Below are 16711 nucleotides of genomic sequence, written 5' to 3'. Positions count from 1 at the left end.
ATCATCAAACCATTTGACCTTCAATAACTAAGAAATATTTTTTCGCAAATTTTAAGAAATTCGTCTTATGACTCAACTAAGTTAAGGCTATAAAAAATATTATTTCCTTAAGTTTACTGCCATTAAAAACGTAAAATACTTCAAAAAATGAAAAAAATAGTACTCCTCCTATTGGTGTTGACTGCACCTTTTTGCAATTATGGACAAAAAAAATTGTCCGCAGATTATAGCTATACGGTAAGCGAGCCTTACCAAGTTTACGATTCTCCAAAAAAGTTTTACTTGTCAGAAAAAAGCGAAATCTTGAGTATAAAACCTTGGAAGAAAAGTGTTGTAGTCCTGAAATTTGATGTGAACACCCTTAAATTAATTTCAACTAAGGAATATGAAGATTTTCCAGACAATTATGTAGTTGAAGGAATGAAAAAACTACAAGATAAATACTATCTTTTTTACTCTTCTTGGTCTGGAAGAAAAACGGAGCACGAGCAACTTTTTGTTAGAGAAATAAATTTTGAAACCGGCGAATTTACTGCGGAAGCCACAAAATTAATTGATATTGATGGAAGACTAACGGGCCCTTATATAGCATCTATTGGGTTTGGTGGTTTTGCATTTGGGATTGGTGTTACGGATAAATTCGACTTCCTAACATCTTTGGACGAATCTAAAATTCTAGTTCAATATAGAAGAAAACCAGAAGTTAAAAATGATAAAGAAAGTTATGACATTATAGGTATTGAGGTTTATGATAAAAATTTGAAAAAACTTTGGTCACGTGAATACACGATGCCTTACACCGAAAGAAGAATGGATGTGGAGGATTTTGCAGTAGATTCTGACGGCAATGGTTATTTGTTGGCAAAAGTTTTTCACGATGATAGTAATAAAGACAAGAAGAAAAGAAAAGATGAAGAAGCCAATTATCACATGGAACTTTTCAGACTTTCACAAGGTTCTTCTGAAATTGAAAAAACCAAGATTGACTTAGGAGATAAGTTTATAAACGGAATTTCTCTTTTTGAGTCTTTTGAAGGCTATATGATTTGTTCAGGGTTTTACACCAACGGTCTTAACAACGAATTGCACAACGCAGACGGACTTTACACCTTCAAAATAACGAGAGAAGGAAAATTGATTGATGAAAAATCCTATGAAATTCCTTTGGAAGTTTTAAATCAATATGTAAAAAACAGAACTAAAAAAAGAAACGAACGTAAAGATGAGGACGGAAAAGCGGAATTTGAAAACATGAGTTTACGAGACCTAGTAATCAGCGAAGATGGAAGTCTCATGCTTATTGGCGAACAGACTTTTGTGGTTGTTCACTATACCCGAAATGGAACTTATGTAACATATCATTACAATGACATTTTGGTTTCAAAAATTGATGCTTCAGGAAATTTGGCTTGGATGAAGAAAATACCAAAAAGACAATCAGGAAAGCCAAAAATGGGCGAGGTATATGATACCAGTAAAACATACCAAGGAGGAATGTCCTATTCCTATTTCAATACAAACGGTAATCATTACATCGTGTTTTTAGACAATGTGAAAAACATAGATTTGGAGTTGGATCAGATTCCAGCGCTACACAGTGACGGTCACGGCGGTTATCTTACCTCATATAAAATCAATGACGGGACAGGTGCAATGTCTAAAGGCTCAATACTAGACACTAGAGAAGTTACAGACAAGATGGAAGTTTATCAATTCAGCAATAACAGAATTGTAAAAACTGCAGAAAACCAATTTGTTCTAGAAGTTTATAAAAAGAGCAAAGAAGATGTTCTTATTAAAGTAGATATTAAATAACACAACTTCTTCAAATCCCTCAAAAGCAGCAAAACAGCCATCTTTGATTAGATGGTTGTTTTGTATATACACTTCAGTAAGTTTACAAAAAAGTAAAATTTAGTAAAATGAAATTTGCATACCTAATAGTATTCATAAATATAGCGTTCGTTGTTTCTGCACAGGAAATCACCGTTAATTCAGGAGATTATAAAAATTTAAAAGACATTTCTGAATACAATCTAGTCTTTGATTATTCAAATCTTACTGTAACAGATTATGAAAACGAAGAAGCCTATCTTATAAAAACAATGTATGAAAAAGAACAAGGCAAACCCGGAAATGCACGTGTTTTTCGTGAAGAATGGTTTGGTGATAGAGCTTATAGATATGAACCGCGTTTTATAAAAGCGTTTAACGAATATTTCAAAAAAGAAGAAATCAAGGCTATAAAGTATAAGTCAAATTTGACTTATACAATGAAAATTCATACTACAGAAATCTATCCAGGATATAACAATGGTTTTACAAGAGAAAGCGCAAAATTAAAAGTAACCATTTCAATCTATGAAACTGCGAATGCCGAAAACGTGCTATTTTCTGCAGATATTATTAAGGCGGAGGGAACCTATGCAGGCGATAAAGCAATATTAAAAGGCTATGATTTTCATCAAGGCGAAAGAATTGCTTATGGTTATTGGAACCTTGCTAAATTTTTTGCAAAAGAATTGCGAAGAGGTATTAAGTATAATTAACTTACCCGTTCATTCTCCATATCAATAACCTTCGCAACAGTCTTAACCAGACGGTTGTGGTTTTTCACAAAAGGATTAGTTTCATCCCAAACATAGCCAGCAAGCACAGCGCAAATCTGTTCTTTTACCACAGGATTTTCAGGACGGTGGAAAAATATTTTTTGAAGATTACCAGTGTACCATTCGCTCACATAAGTTCTAAAAACATCCACGCCTTTCATTATATATCCCGTGTAATCTTTTTCCCAATCTACATTTTCACCATTTAATTCCTTCGTGATTAATTTGGCAGCTTTTATACCAGATTCTGTGGCAAAAGTAACACCGGATGAAAACACTGGATCCAAAAACTCCGCACTATTCCCAGTAAGCGCATATCCCTTTCCGTAAAGCTGTTTAACGGCTTTTGAATAATTTTTAATAATATGTGGCTCAAAAAGGAAGTCCAAATCCTTCAATCTATCATAATAATAGGTAGAGATTTTCAGCATTTCCTTCATTTTTTCAGCATTTGTTCCTTCGTAAGATTCAATAAATTCTGTTGGTCCCACAAAACCTATACTTGTATTTCCGTTAGAAAAAGGAATAACCCAAAGCCAAGCTTCATCTGTAACCACATCAAACGTTATTATTGTTCCTTCTTCCCCTTCTGGGCGACTGGGTTCGGCAACATGTGTAAAAATTGCAGAATTTGCCTCAAGTGAAGAAGGCTTGTCCAAATCCAATAAACGTGGCAAAACTCTTCCGTAGCCACTGCTGTCTATAATAAATTTGGCTTTAATTTTATATTCGTTTCCGTCTTCGGTCTTAATTGTTGTTGTGGAATGACCTTTTTCATCAAAAGAAACAGCGGTAACTTCGTGCCCAAAAGACACATCAACCCCTTTTTTCACAATTTCTTTAGCGAGTGTATGGTCAAAATCCGCACGTGGTACTTGCCAAGTGTAATCCCAGCCTGGCGTGTGCTTTTGTCCAAAATCGAAGTTGCAAATTATATCGCCTTTCAAAAAACGAGCACCTGCTTTAATTTCAAATTTCTGATCTACCAAGCAATCTAAAAGCCCAGCTTCTTCAAAATGGTCCATGCAACGAGGCAAAAGACTTTCGCCAATCACGAAACGTGGAAAGTGACTTTTTTCAACTACTTTCGAGCTTATTCCATTGTTTTTTAAGTAGGAAGAAGCTACACAACCAGAGGGTCCCGCGCCAATAATTAACACATCAACAGAAATATCATTCATATTATTAAGATATAGATTGTTAAAAAATTCTAAATTTGCATTCTAAAGTTAGAAATTATTTGAAAGAATAAATTTAATAAATTATTTGATTCAACAATAAATGCCAACATTAAAAGGAAAACTTGAAATAGCCGATTTTGATAAAATAATTTTCAAAAACGATGCTGTCCAACTTCACAAAGATATAATAGAAAGAGTTCAAAACAGTTTTGACTTTCTAAAAGAATTTTCAGAAAACAAAATTATCTACGGTGTCAATACTGGTTTCGGCCCGATGGCGCAGTACAAAATTAAGGACGACGAGCGCATTCAGCTTCAATACAACCTTATTCGTAGTCACGCGTCAGGAACAGGAAACCCTATTACTGCCCAATACGTTCGGGCTGCAATGCTCGCACGTTTGAATACACTAAGCCTTGGCAATAGTGGCGTGCATCCATCAGTAATAAAATTGATGGGAGAATTGCTGAATAAAAATATCATTCCACTTATATATGAACACGGCGGCGTTGGTGCTAGTGGCGATTTGGTGCAACTTGCACATTTAGCTTTAGTACTTATAGGCGAAGGCGAAGTTTTCTATAAAGACGAAAGAAGAAATACTGAAGAAGTTTTCAAGCTAGAAAACCTGCAGCCCATAAAAGTTGAACTTCGTGAAGGTTTAGCGTTGATGAACGGGACATCAGTAATGACGGGGATTGGCGTTGTAAATGTGCTTTACACAAAGCGAATTATGGCGTGGATGATTAAAGCATCTTCCGCCATAAACGAAATCGTAAAAGCCTATGATGACCATCTTTCTTTTGAATTAAACCAAACCAAACGTCACAACGGACAGCGTCAAGTTGCCGAAATGATGCGCACACATTTAAAGGATAGCAGTTTAACCCGTAAACGCGAACATCACTTATATAATGGTTCAAGTAATGAGGAGGTATTTGTTGAAAAAGTACAGGAATATTACTCCTTACGCTGCGTACCACAGATTTTGGGGCCAGTTTTGGATACATTAAATTCCGTTGAAAGTATTTTAATTGAAGAAGTAAACTCAGCCAACGACAACCCAATTGTAGATGTTGAAAAGAAAAACGTTTATCACGGCGGAAATTTTCACGGTGATTATGTTGCCCTAGAAATGGACAAACTGAAAATAGTTGTTGCCAAGATGACGATGCTTTCGGAGCGGCAATTAAATTACCTTCTAAATTCTAAATTGAATGATATTCTGCCGCCATTCGTAAACTTAGGCAAATTAGGTTTGAATTTTGGAATGCAAGGTGTTCAGTTCACAGCAACTTCAACAACTGCAGAAAGTCAAATGCTTAGCAACCCAATGTACGTGCACAGCATCCCGAACAATAACGACAATCAGGATATTGTAAGTATGGGAACTAATGCAGCGCTAATTACCAAAAAAGTAATCGAAAATGCTTTTGAAGTAGTAGCAATAGAGCTTATAACCATCATTCAAGCCATTGAATATTTAAAAGTACAGGACAGCGTTTCGTCTGAAACAAAAAAGATGTACGATGAAATCCGCGCCATTGTTCCAGTTTTCAAAGAAGACGTGATTATGTATCCCTATGTGAACAAGGTGAAAGAGTTTTTAATGGAACCTTAAAATTATATTTGTATTATCTCCTCAAAATTGTTTATTTTAACGTCAACTAACTTAAATTGATATATTTATGAAAACAATTTTTTCTTTTGCATTAATCCTTTTATTAGGAACATTCTCAGTTACCGCTCAGGAACTGGCTTTGGTGCGCGACAACGATTTGTTTGGATACATTAACAAATCTGGCGAATATGCTATTCAACCTCAATTTGAAAAAGCCGATAGCTTCTCTGGCAAGTACGCCGCAGCTATGAAGGATAAAAAATGGGGGCTTATAAATACTACTGGTGAGTGGGTGATCCAGCCACAGTACGACAGGGTAAAAACCTTCAATTCGGGCTATGTTTTAGTGCTTACAGATAAGGACTGGAAATATATCAATGCTAAAGGTGAAACATTAAGCACACCTGCAACCGATAAATATTACGATTTTGATAACGGCGTTGCGATAATTCGTAGTGGCGAAAAAATTGGTTTGATTGATACCAATGGAAAGACCATCGTAGAACCGAAATATGATGAAATTAAAGGTTTCAACAATGGCTATGCAAAATTCAAAAACGGTGAAACTTGGGGATTGTTGAGCAAAAAGGGCGAGGAATTTGTTCCTGCACATTATAATGAAATTGGAGATTACAGCAAAAACGGAATTTGGGCAAGAAAAGGCGAAAGCTTTGGTTTGCTCATTAACGGTACATTTACACCAATTGATGGCGTAGATAAGATTTGGGATTTCACAAATGATTCGCCATTAACTTACGCTCGAAGTAATAAAATGATGGGTTTCATTAATGACAAAGGCGAATGGATTATCCAACCAACGTATGACAAAGTTCGCGCATTCAATGCGGGTCTTGCACCAGTAAATATGGGCAAAGAATGGGGTTATATTAATGAAAAAGGCGAAAAAGTAATCGATATAAAATACAGAGATGCCGAAATTTTTTCAGATAATGGCTTGGCTCCAGTGAAAGAAAAAAAACAATGGGGTTTTATTGATAAAACTGGTAAATTGGTAATTTCGATGGAATATGATATTTCATCAGGATTTGGATTTTTACAAAGTGGATCAGACAAAGGTTTTATAGATGGTTATGCTCGTGTAAAGAAAGATAAAGATTGGGGTTTTATAGATAAAGATGGAAAGGTATTGGGCAAATGGCACCAAAATGCGGAGAATTTTGTAGATACTTCGAAATAAAAAGTGTTCAGTACTCAGTAGCAGTTGGCAGTAAAACTCACGAGCGAATTTAACCTGCAAGGTATTGTCGACGAATGAGACTTCCTTGTAGGTTTATCAGCTAAAATATGGAAGAGAAAAAGGAAAAGCAAAAATACGCATTAGTTACAGGAGGCTCGCGAGGCATTGGTCGTGCGGTATGTATTCAACTCGCAAAAGATTTAGAATATAACCTACTTATAAATTATAACGGCAACAAAGAAGCCGCCCAACAAACTTTAAAAGAAGTAGAGGGACTTGGAGCTAAAGGCGAAATAATCCAATTTGACGTAACAAACTCCGAAGCCGTAAATAAGGCATTTGACGTATGGCATGAAGCAAACAAAGACGCTATCATTGAAGTAATTATAAACAATGCCGGAATAACAAAAGACGGTATGTTTATGTGGATGAAACCCGAAGATTGGCACAGTGTAATTAACACTAGTTTGAATGGTTTTTACAATGTTACCAATGCGTTGATTCAAAAAATGTTGGTCAATAAATATGGAAGAATTATAAATATGGTTTCAGTTTCAGGTTTAAAAGGAACGCCAGGCCAAGTAAATTATTCCGCAGCAAAAGGAGCTGTTATTGGCGCAACAAAAGCCTTGGCACAAGAAGTTGCAAAACGAAACATAACGGTAAACGCAGTAGCTCCTGGATTCATAAAAAGTGATATGACTGCTGAACTTGATGAAAAAGAATTAAAGAAAATGATTCCCGCCAACCGTTTTGGCGAAGCTGAAGAAGTGGCGCATATTGTTAGCTTTTTAGCATCAAAAAAAGCTTCGTATATTACGGGTGAAGTGATTAATATTAATGGAGGGATTTATTCGTAAAAAGAAGAAGAATTGAGAAGAGTAGTAATAACCGGAATGGGCATTTATTCTTGTATAGGCAAAAACTTACAAGAAGTAAAGGAATCGTTATATAACGGTAAGTCTGGCATTATTTGCGACGGAAAACGTAAAGATTTTGGATATCGCTCCTGTTTAACAGGCTGGGTTGAAGAACCTAATTTGAAAGAACAACTTTCCCGCAGAGAGCGTGTAAGTTTAGGCGAAGAAGGCGCATACGCCTATGCCGCAACTATTGAAGCTTTAAAAAACGCTAAAATAGATCAACAATTCCTAAACGAAAACGAAGTTGGAATTCTCTACGGAAACGATAGTACAGCGAAATCGGTTATAGAATCTGTAGATAAAATACGTGAGAAAAAGGATACAACGCTTGTTGGTTCTGGCGCTATTTTCAAGGCGATGAATTCTTCTGTAACAATGAATCTTTCAACTATATTTAAGTTGAGAGGCATCAATTTCACAATTAGTGCAGCTTGCGCAAGTGGCTCACATTCTATCGGGATGGCTTATTTTCTTATAAAAAATGGATTGCAAGATTGTATCATTTCAGGTGGTGCACAAGAAATTAACGAGCTCGCAATGGGCAGTTTTGATGGTCTCGGCGTTTTCTCAACACAATTGGACCCAACAAAAGCAAGTCGCCCGTTCGATAAAGATAGAGATGGTTTAGTGCCAAGCGGAGGAGCAGCAACCTTAGTAATTGAAAGCTACGAAAGCGCAATGAAACGTGGCGCACCAATTTTAGGTGAAATTATTGGTTATGGTTTTTCTTCAAATGGCGATCATATTTCAACACCAAATGTGGATGGACCTTCAAGAGCGATGAAAATGGCTTTGGATCAAGCAAATATAAAAGCTTCAGAAATAGATTATGTGAATGCCCATGCAACTTCAACACCAGTTGGCGATGCAAATGAAGCTTTAGCAATAGTAGATGTCTTTGGAGAAAATGGTCCTTGCGTAAGTTCCACAAAATCTATGACCGGTCACGAATGCTGGATGGCTGGGGCAAGCGAAGTAATATATTCAATGCTAATGATGGAGTATTCTTTTATAGCACCTAACATAAATTTGGAAAATCCTGACGAGGCAGCTTCAAAATTAAACCTTGTTAACAAAACGTTAAACAAAAAAATTGATGTATTTTTGTCCAATTCTTTTGGGTTCGGAGGAACCAATTCAGCATTAATTATTAAAAAATGCAAACTTTAAAAATGAACAAAGAGGTTATTGTAGAGAAGATCAACTACTTTTTAGTAGATGAGTTTGAGGTAGAAAGCGAAGACATTGAGCCAAAAGCTAATCTAAAGGAAACTTTAGAGTTGGACAGTTTGGATTTTGTGGACTTAGTAGTCGCTGTTGAGTCTAACTTTAGCGTGAAATTAACTGGTGAGGATTTTGTAAATGTCACAACGCTTCAAGATTTTTACGATCTTATTGAAACAAAAATCAGCTGAAATTTGCAATACTAATTTATGGCGGGCGAGTGGGAAGGCAAGAGCAAAGGAACCGTTTTTGGATATAAGATCTTTATATTTTTTATAACAAAATTAGGGGTTCGCGCTGCCTATGTGCTACTTTATCCCGTTGCGCTTTATTATGTTTTTTTCGCCGGAAAAAGCACTCGCTCCATTTTTTACTATTTCCGAAAAAGACTTAAATATCCTTCGCTAAAAAGTCTTTTCAGCATTTATAAAAGTTATTTCATTTTTGGAAAAACCATCATAGACAAGGCCGCTATCTCCTCAGGCTTAAAAAGTCAATTTACCTATGAATGTGATGGTGTTGAAAACATAACCAATCTGCTCGATACACAGCAAGGTGGAATTATGATAAGTGCCCACTTGGGTAATTTTGAAATTGCCGAATATTTCTTCGAAGAAATAGATACTCGTTCGCAAATAAGCCTCGTAACTACAGATGCAGAACACCAAAATATAAAGGAATACATGGAAAAAGTAACCGTGCGTTCCAGAGTGAAATTTATTTTGGTAAATGACGATATGTCGCATATTTTTGAGATAAACAACGCACTTACAAGTGGCGAATTGGTCTGCTTTACTGGCGATAGATATATGAAAGGTCAAAAAGTATTGACGGAATCGCTTAGGGGCAAGGAAGCAAATTTTCCAGCTGGACCATTTTTATTGGCAAGTAGGTTGAACGTTCCAGTTTTGTTCGTTTATGTAATGAAAGAAACCAACAAACATTACCATTTATACGCCCGTCAAGCGGAAGTAAAAAACCGCGATGCTCAAGGATTATTGAAAAAATATACTGAAAGTGTAGAATGGATGCTCAAAAAATATCCATTACAATGGTTTAACTATTTTGATTTTTGGGAAACGAACGATTAACAAATGGAAGAAATTTTAATAATATATTATTCACAAACAGGACAACTTTTTGATATTCTGAAAAATATTGCTTCAACAATTTCAGATGAAAAAGTAAATATTTCCTATTACGAAATCGTTCCGAAAAAAAAGTTTCTTTTTCCGTGGAAACAAGAAGAATTTTACGGTGCTTTCCCTGAAACTTTTCTTCAAATTCCAATACCATTAGAGAGTGTTTCACCTGAAATCCTTCAGAAAAAATATGATTTAGTGATATTAGGTTATACAACTTGGTATTTAACGCCTTCGATTCCAATAAATTCATTTTTAAAATCTGAAGAAGCAAAAGTTTTACTTGCGAATACACCTGTTGTAACAGTTTCCGCCAGTAGAAATATGTGGATAATGGCACAGGAAAAAATGAAGAAATTGTTGGTAGCAAACAATGCAGAATTGGTAGGAAACATTGCTTTAGTTGATAAAAATCTTAACCACATTAGCGTTATCACAATCGTGCATTGGCTTATGGGCGGGAAGAAAACCAAAATGCTTGGCATCTTCCCAAAACCTGGAGTTTCAGATAAAGATATTGAGGCTGCATCCCGTTTTGGAAACCCAATTAAAGAGGCTTTATTTCAAAACGAATATTCAAATCTTCAGAAAAATCTTTTGGATGTTGGCGCCGTAAAAGTTGATCCTTCTCTTATTGCAACCGATATTCGGGGAAATATGGTTTTCACCAAATGGGCAGACCATTTAATCAAAAAAGAAGGCAAAGAAAGAAGCAAATGGCTCGTTTTTTTTAAATATTATTTGTTATTTGCAATATGGCTAATTGCCCCAATTGTATTTATCGTATTTTTGCTCACTTATATCCCAATGTACCGTAAAATACAACGGGAAAAAGCTTATTATTCATCAGTTGCATTAAAGCAAAATTAATGAAGAACGTTTACATTACTAGGATTGCAAAGTTTTTACCAAACGAACCCGTTGAGAATGAGGCCATGGAAGAAAAGCTTGGTGTCATCAATGGAAAAACATCAAAAGCACGTCGTATAATTCTTCGGAATAACCAAATAAAAACACGTTACTACGCCATCGATAAAGATGGAAATGTTACACACAACAACGCTCAACTAGCTGCTGAAGCGGTTGAAGCTTTGTGTGATGATACTTTCAACAAAAATCAAATTGAACTTTTATCTTGTGGAACATCAAGTCCAGACCAAATTTTACCGAGCCACGCGGCAATGGTACACGGGTTTTTAAAAAATGGAAATCTTGAAGTTAATTCTCCTTCTGGAGCTTGTTGCGCTGGAATGAACGCGTTGAAATATGGTTATATGGCCATAAAATCAGACCAAGTAAAGAACGCAGTTTGTACAGGTTCTGAAAGAACTTCCTCTTGGATGAAGAGCGATATTTTTGAAGATGAAGTAGCCCATTTAAAGGAAGTTGAAGAAAATTCAATTCTAGCTTTTAATAAAGAATTTTTACGTTGGATGCTTTCTGATGGTGCTGGAGCAGTGCTCTTAGAAAGTGAACCAAACGGAAAAACGCCACTTAAAATTGAATGGATGGAAGGCTACAGTTATGCCTTCGAACTCGATACTTGCATGTACGCTGGTGGCGAGAAATTAGAAGACGGAAACCTAAAGCCTTGGAGTGAATATCCAGCAGATGTTTGGGGAAAAATGTCTCTTTTCGCAATGAAACAGGACGTAAAACTTTTAGGCGAAAACATCCTTCAAAAAGGTGTTGAAAGTATGAAAGACGCAATGGCGAAACATAACATCACTGAAGAGGATATAGATTATTACCTTCCACATATTTCTTCCTATTATTTCAAAGAAAATTTATACAACGAAATTGAACGTCAAGGACTTCATTTATCTTGGGATAAGTGGTTTTTGAACCTTACAAAAGTTGGTAATGTTGGTGCTGGTTCTATTTATCTTATGTTAGAAGAATTAGTACATTCAGGAAAACTTAAAAAAGGGGAAAGAATATTTCTTCAAGTGCCAGAAAGCGCGCGTTTTGCATATTCTTACGCCTATTTAACCGTGGTTTAAATGGACGGGTTCACCGAAAAAATAACGGACAAAGATTTCATCGGAAAATTAATTCCACAGAAATCTCCTTTTGTTATGGTGGACAAACTACTTCATTTTGAAGATAGAAAAGTGATTGCGGGCTTAACAGTTTCCGAAGAAAACATTTTCACACAAAATAATATATTTGCAGTTCCAGGCTTGATTGAGCATATGGCTCAATCCGTTGCGCTCTACACGGGCTACCAATTTTTTTTGAAAAAAGAAGATCCTCCAACCGGCTACATTGGCGCAATTAAAAAAACGGAGATTTTTGAACTTCCTTCCATCGGAAAAGAATTAAAAACTACTGTAAATATTTTGCACGAAATATTGGGTGTTACTCTGGTAACCGCCCAAACTGAGTGCGATAACAAAGTTATTGCTACTATTGAAATGAAAACCGTTTTAGCACCTTGATGAAAACTACGGACATTTCAAATATCGATATCTCAAATTTTTTACCGCACAGAAAACCGATGCTGATGGTTACTTCGGTTTTGGAGATTGATGAAAATTCAACGACTACACAATTTTACATTTCAGAAGATTGCGTTTTTTTGAAAGACGGCGAACTTTCCGAAATAGGTTTAATTGAAAATGCTGCCCAAGCTGCATCTGGCGTAGTAGGACAAACTTTTTTTGAAAAAGACGATATAGAAGGAACTGGTAATAAATTGGTTGGTTATATAAGCGCTATTAAAAAAGTTGAAATTTTTCAGCTTCCAAAAGTTGGCGAAACCATCATTACAAAAGCAAAACTACTTTCAAGATTTGACACTGGCGAAATGACAATGTGCAGTCTTGAAACGGAAACCTTTCTCGACGAAAATTTAATTGTATCTTCTACTATGAATTTTTTAATCCACGAAGTCTGATTATGAAGAAGAAAGAAGTACCACAGGATAAAAGTAATTTAGAGTCGGCAAATTTCCGCGAACTTTGTTATGCTGTTGATGAAAACGGTGAATACACCACAGAAAACAGCAGCGGTTGGGAACCAAAAACAGTTGCCTTAAACAATGCAATTGATGAAATAAATGAACGCATTGCAGATGCAAAAAACCGCGTAATTGCAGGAGAAACTAGCCCAATAGAATATTATATGGAACTCCATAAAATGGACGTTGGTATTTTGGCCAGCTACGTCAGTTTTTGGCAATGGAAAGTAAAACGACATTTTAAACCTTCCGTTTTTAAGAAATTGAGTGATAAATCATTAAATAAATATGCGGAAGCATTTGATGTTTCAGTTGAAGAACTTCAGAACATTTCAAAATAATGGAAATAAATTTCACCCATCACCAATCCGCCCATTGCGAAAACGGCGTAGTTTCAAATTTGATGAAACACAACGGTTTCAGCGTTAGCGAGCCGATGGTTTTTGGTATTGGTAGCGGTTTGTTGTTTTGTTATATTCCTTTATTAAAAGTAAATCACGCCCCAGTAATTACATATCGCGCATTGCCAGGACACATCTTTAAGAAATTTGCGAAGCGAACAGGCGTAAAGATGAAACGCGAAAAATTCAGCAATCCAAAAGAAGCTAAAGCGCGGCTCGATGAAAATCTTGAAAAAAACAATCCGGTAGGTTTGCAGGTTGGGGTTTATAATCTGCTTTATTTCCCCGATGAATATCGTTTTCACTTCAACGCCCACAATATGGTAGTTTATGGCAAGGAGAACGGCAGATATTTAATAAGCGACCCAGTGATGGAAGACATGACTTCCCTTTCAGAAAAAGAACTTGAAAAAGTGCGTTTTGCAAAAGGCGCATTTGCTCCAAAAGGTCATATGTATTATCCAATTTCGTTTCCTGAAAAGCTGGAACTTGAAACGGCAATCGTAAAAGGAATTAAAGACACTTGTAAATCTATGCTCGCCCCAGTTTCGTTTGTTGGCGTAAAAGGAATTCATAAAATCGCGGGTTTAATTCGAAAATGGCCAAAGAAAAAAGGCATTAAAACGGCAAACCATTATTTAGGGCAAGTGGTTCGAATGCAGGAAGAAATAGGCACCGGCGGTGGTGGCTTCCGCTATATTTATGCAGCATTTTTGCAAGAATCAGGAAAATTATTAGGAAACGAAAAACTAATTGAACTGTCAAAAGAAATGACTACAATTGGCGATTTATGGCGTGATTTTGCTTTGGAAGCTTCAAGAATATATAAAAACCGATCCCGAAACGTCGGGAGTCAAACCGATAGCTATAATAAAGTTGCCGATCAATTAGACCATATAGCCGATTTAGAAAAAATATTTTTTAAGAAGCTGAAGAAAGCGGTGTAAACAGAGTTAAAAGTCATTAGTTAATGAAATAATCTTTGTGAAACTCTGTGCTTCTTTGTGAACCTTTGTGTAATAACTATGATACAAATAAACCAACTTTCAAAAAAGTACAAAGGCGCCGAAGACTTTTCTGTAAAAAACCTCGATTTGAAAGTTGAAGATGGTGAAATCTACGGTCTCCTAGGCCCAAACGGCGCAGGAAAAACCACGCTTATTTCAATGTTGACTTCACTTTTAAAACCTACTTCAGGATCATTCATAATAAACGGCTTGAATTTCAAGGAGAACAAAAACGAATTAAAACAATTAATAGGTATCGTTCCCCAAGAATACGCGCTTTACCCAACACTTACCGCTTTTGAAAATTTGCAGTATTTTGGAAGTATGTATGGAATTAAAGGTGAAACCTTAAAAAATTCCATTAACGAGCATTTGGAAATTATGGGGCTTTCAAAATTCGCCAATAAAAAAACAGCTACTTTTTCTGGCGGAATGAAACGCCGCGTAAATTTGATTGCAGGAATTCTTCATAAACCCAAAGTATTGTTTTTAGATGAACCAACTGTTGGGGTGGATGTTCAGTCTAAAAACGTGATTATTGAACATTTAAAATTGCTGAACAAACAAGGAACCACAATAGTTTATACATCGCACCATTTAAACGAAGCTGAGATTTTCTGCACTCACGTAGCAATTATTGATAATGGTGAAATCATCATAAAAGGCGTTCCTTCAGAATTAATAAAAAACCAAACTGGCGCCAACAATCTTGAAGATGTATTTTTGGCAAAAACAGGCAATGCCCTTCGCGATTATGCATAAACTCTGGGCTTCAACATATAAAGAAATGCTTTTGCTAATCCGTGATTTAGGCGGAATCGCGATTCTTTTTATTATGCCCTTACTGCTTCTGATTGTAATCACTTTAGTGCAAGACAGTACGTTTAAAACCATAAGCGATATTAAAATTCCGGTACTTTTGGTTGATAATGACAAAGGCGAAGTTTCAAAAAACATAATTGAAAATCTTTCTGAATCCAATTCGTTTGAAATCTTTCAGAAAACTTCAGAAGATGAAGCAAAAGAAGCCGTTTTCTCAGGAAAATATCAGCTTGCCATTGTAATACCAGAAAATCTTTCAAGTTCACTTCAAAAGAAAGTAGATCAGAATGTAGAAGGTATTTTGTCCAAATTTGGGTTGGAGGAGGATACTTTGATTAAACCCAAAGAGGTAATTCCGTCAAAGGAAGTCCGGTTGTATTTTGATCCTGCAACGCAAGTAAGTTTCAAATCTTCCGTAAAGAACGGAATTGATAAAATGATTTCGAAAATTGAAACCCAAAGTATATACAAAGCTTTTCAAACGGAATTAGGCGAAGAAGATGCAGAACCCATTTTTGAAACCGAAAAATTTATAACTTTTAAAGAAATTTTACAAACAAAAAACAACCAAGAAATCATCCCAAACTCAGCGCAACACAACATTCCCGCGTGGACGCTGTTTGCTATTTTCTTCATTATCGTTCCGCTTTCAATTAATTTGGTGAAAGAAAAAAATCAAGGCACTTTTGTGCGCTTGCGAACAAATCCTGTGAGTTACGCCACAGTTTTAGGCGGAAAAACCATTGTTTATTTAGGAGTTTGCTTGATTCAATTTACATTAATGCTGCTTGTTGGAATCTATCTTTTTCCAGCCATCGGACTTCCAGGAATTGATGTTTTAGGAAAACTGCCAATGCTCTACTTTGTTGCAATTTTCTCAGGTTTGGCGGCAATTGGGTTGGGATTACTTTTAGGAACGATTGCAAAAACACAAGAACAAGCGGCGCCATTTGGAGCAACTTTAGCAGTAATTCTCGCGGCACTTGGCGGGGTTTGGGTTCCTGTTTTTGTAATGCCTAAATTTATGCAGGTCATTTCAAAAATTTCTCCGATGAATTGGGCGTTAGAAGCTTTTTATGATGTATTTTTAAGAAACGTGGGTTTTGTTAAAATCCTACCCGAAATTTCATTATTATTGTTATTTTTCCTCTTAACAGTCATAATAGCAATAATTTATAATAGAAGAAAAAATGCTGTCTAACCACAATAACGAAATAAGTTTCACTTCAGAAATCAGGGTGCGTTTCACTGAAACCGACCCATTGGGAATCGTGTGGCACGGCAATTATATACAGTATTTTGAAGACGGTCGCGAAGCTTTTGGAAGAGAACACGGTATTTCGTATTTAGAACAGAAAGCAAATGGTTATACTTCGCCAATTGTTAGCTCTTCCTGTGAACACAAGCTACCGCTGCGTTATGGCGATGTGGCAACAATAAAAACTACTTTTATAGATTCGCCCGCGGCTAAAATGATCTTTCGTTATCGAATTTTCGATCCTAAGGGAAGATTGGTCTGTATAGGTGAAACAATTCAGGTTTTCTTGAACGAGAAAGGCGAACTTTCATTAACAAAACCTGAGTTTTTCGCAAAGTGGAAGGAGAAAATGGAATTATAAAA

Annotated in this window: 18 protein-coding genes; 17 read left to right on the top strand and 1 reads right to left on the bottom strand. The window is 36.0% G+C overall.

Translation table 11 applies throughout. The features are described 5' to 3' along the window. The first annotated feature begins 147 nt into the window (after positions 1 to 147). Both AEQSU_RS04640 and AEQSU_RS04635 read left to right on the top strand, forming a co-directional pair. Entirely contained in the window at positions 148 to 1815 is a 1668-nt protein-coding gene (locus AEQSU_RS04640; protein WP_014781703.1) for a hypothetical protein, read from the top strand. A gap of 107 nt (positions 1816 to 1922) precedes the next feature. After that, positions 1923 to 2549, top strand: coding sequence for a hypothetical protein (locus AEQSU_RS04635; protein WP_014781702.1), 627 nt, complete (start codon positions 1923 to 1925; stop codon positions 2547 to 2549). On the opposite strand, the gene AEQSU_RS04630 is transcribed toward AEQSU_RS04635, so the two are convergent. Further along, entirely contained in the window at positions 2546 to 3790 is a 1245-nt protein-coding gene (locus tag AEQSU_RS04630; RefSeq protein WP_014781701.1) for an NAD(P)/FAD-dependent oxidoreductase, read from the bottom strand. The two genes, AEQSU_RS04635 and AEQSU_RS04630, sit on opposite strands and share 4 nt — an antisense overlap. A gap of 100 nt (positions 3791 to 3890) precedes the next feature. On the opposite strand from AEQSU_RS04630, the gene flxA reads away from it, so the two are divergent. The 15 genes from flxA to AEQSU_RS04555 all read left to right on the top strand — a co-directional run bounded on the left by flxA (position 3891) and on the right by AEQSU_RS04555 (position 16709). After that, positions 3891 to 5411, top strand: a complete 1521-nt coding sequence (gene flxA / locus AEQSU_RS04625; RefSeq protein ID WP_014781700.1) for a flexirubin biosynthesis tyrosine ammonia-lyase FlxA — start codon at positions 3891 to 3893, stop codon at positions 5409 to 5411. Between the two features lie 67 nt (positions 5412 to 5478). Next, entirely contained in the window at positions 5479 to 6609 is a 1131-nt protein-coding gene (locus tag AEQSU_RS04620) for a WG repeat-containing protein (RefSeq protein ID WP_014781699.1), read from the top strand. A gap of 107 nt (positions 6610 to 6716) precedes the next feature. Beyond that, a complete protein-coding gene (flxB, locus tag AEQSU_RS04615; RefSeq protein WP_014781698.1) occupies positions 6717 to 7469 on the top strand; it encodes a flexirubin biosynthesis SDR family reductase FlxB in 753 nt (250 codons plus the stop codon). Positions 7470 to 7481: 12 nt separating this feature from the next. Continuing rightward, positions 7482 to 8702 (top strand): beta-ketoacyl-[acyl-carrier-protein] synthase family protein, encoded by a 1221-nt coding sequence (locus AEQSU_RS04610; protein WP_014781697.1) that lies wholly within the window; start codon positions 7482 to 7484, stop codon positions 8700 to 8702. 2 nt (positions 8703 to 8704) lie between these two features. Further along, positions 8705 to 8947, top strand: a complete 243-nt coding sequence (locus tag AEQSU_RS04605) for a phosphopantetheine-binding protein (protein ID WP_014781696.1) — start codon at positions 8705 to 8707, stop codon at positions 8945 to 8947. An 18-nt stretch (positions 8948 to 8965) separates the two neighbouring features. After that, a complete protein-coding gene (locus AEQSU_RS04600) occupies positions 8966 to 9847 on the top strand; it encodes a lysophospholipid acyltransferase family protein (RefSeq protein WP_014781695.1) in 882 nt (293 codons plus the stop codon). A 3-nt stretch (positions 9848 to 9850) separates the two neighbouring features. Then, positions 9851 to 10768, top strand: coding sequence for a hypothetical protein (locus AEQSU_RS04595; RefSeq protein WP_014781694.1), 918 nt, complete (start codon positions 9851 to 9853; stop codon positions 10766 to 10768). Beyond that, positions 10768 to 11901: a dialkylresorcinol biosynthesis protein DarB gene (gene darB / locus AEQSU_RS04590; RefSeq protein ID WP_014781693.1), complete on the top strand. Its 1134-nt coding sequence runs from the start codon at positions 10768 to 10770 to the stop codon at positions 11899 to 11901. The genes AEQSU_RS04595 and darB overlap by 1 nt, the downstream gene beginning before the upstream one ends. Next, positions 11902 to 12339: a hotdog family protein gene (locus tag AEQSU_RS04585; RefSeq protein ID WP_014781692.1), complete on the top strand. Its 438-nt coding sequence runs from the start codon at positions 11902 to 11904 to the stop codon at positions 12337 to 12339. Then, on the top strand, positions 12339 to 12797 hold the full coding sequence (locus AEQSU_RS04580; protein WP_014781691.1) for a hotdog family protein: 459 nt from the start codon (positions 12339 to 12341) through the stop codon (positions 12795 to 12797). The genes AEQSU_RS04585 and AEQSU_RS04580 overlap by 1 nt, the downstream gene beginning before the upstream one ends. A gap of 2 nt (positions 12798 to 12799) precedes the next feature. Beyond that, positions 12800 to 13201 carry a flexirubin biosynthesis protein DarG gene (DarG, locus tag AEQSU_RS04575; RefSeq protein ID WP_014781690.1) on the top strand — a complete coding sequence of 134 codons (402 nt, stop codon included), beginning with the start codon at positions 12800 to 12802 and terminating at the stop codon, positions 13199 to 13201. Further along, positions 13201 to 14208 (top strand): BtrH-related acyltransferase DarH, encoded by a 1008-nt coding sequence (gene darH, locus AEQSU_RS04570; RefSeq protein WP_014781689.1) that lies wholly within the window; start codon positions 13201 to 13203, stop codon positions 14206 to 14208. The genes DarG and darH overlap by 1 nt, the downstream gene beginning before the upstream one ends. A 78-nt stretch (positions 14209 to 14286) precedes the next feature. Further along, positions 14287 to 15030 (top strand): ABC transporter ATP-binding protein, encoded by a 744-nt coding sequence (locus AEQSU_RS04565; RefSeq protein ID WP_014781688.1) that lies wholly within the window; start codon positions 14287 to 14289, stop codon positions 15028 to 15030. Further along, on the top strand, positions 15023 to 16291 hold the full coding sequence (locus tag AEQSU_RS04560) for an ABC transporter permease (RefSeq protein ID WP_042491634.1): 1269 nt from the start codon (positions 15023 to 15025) through the stop codon (positions 16289 to 16291). The genes AEQSU_RS04565 and AEQSU_RS04560 overlap by 8 nt, the downstream gene beginning before the upstream one ends. After that, on the top strand, positions 16281 to 16709 hold the full coding sequence (locus AEQSU_RS04555; RefSeq protein WP_014781686.1) for an acyl-CoA thioesterase: 429 nt from the start codon (positions 16281 to 16283) through the stop codon (positions 16707 to 16709). The genes AEQSU_RS04560 and AEQSU_RS04555 overlap by 11 nt, the downstream gene beginning before the upstream one ends. Positions 16710 to 16711 lie beyond the last annotated feature (2 nt).

The sequence above is a fragment of the Aequorivita sublithincola DSM 14238 genome, from assembly GCF_000265385.1.
Classification (GTDB): domain Bacteria; phylum Bacteroidota; class Bacteroidia; order Flavobacteriales; family Flavobacteriaceae; genus Aequorivita; species Aequorivita sublithincola.
This window is presented reverse-complemented; position numbering and strand designations above follow the sequence as displayed.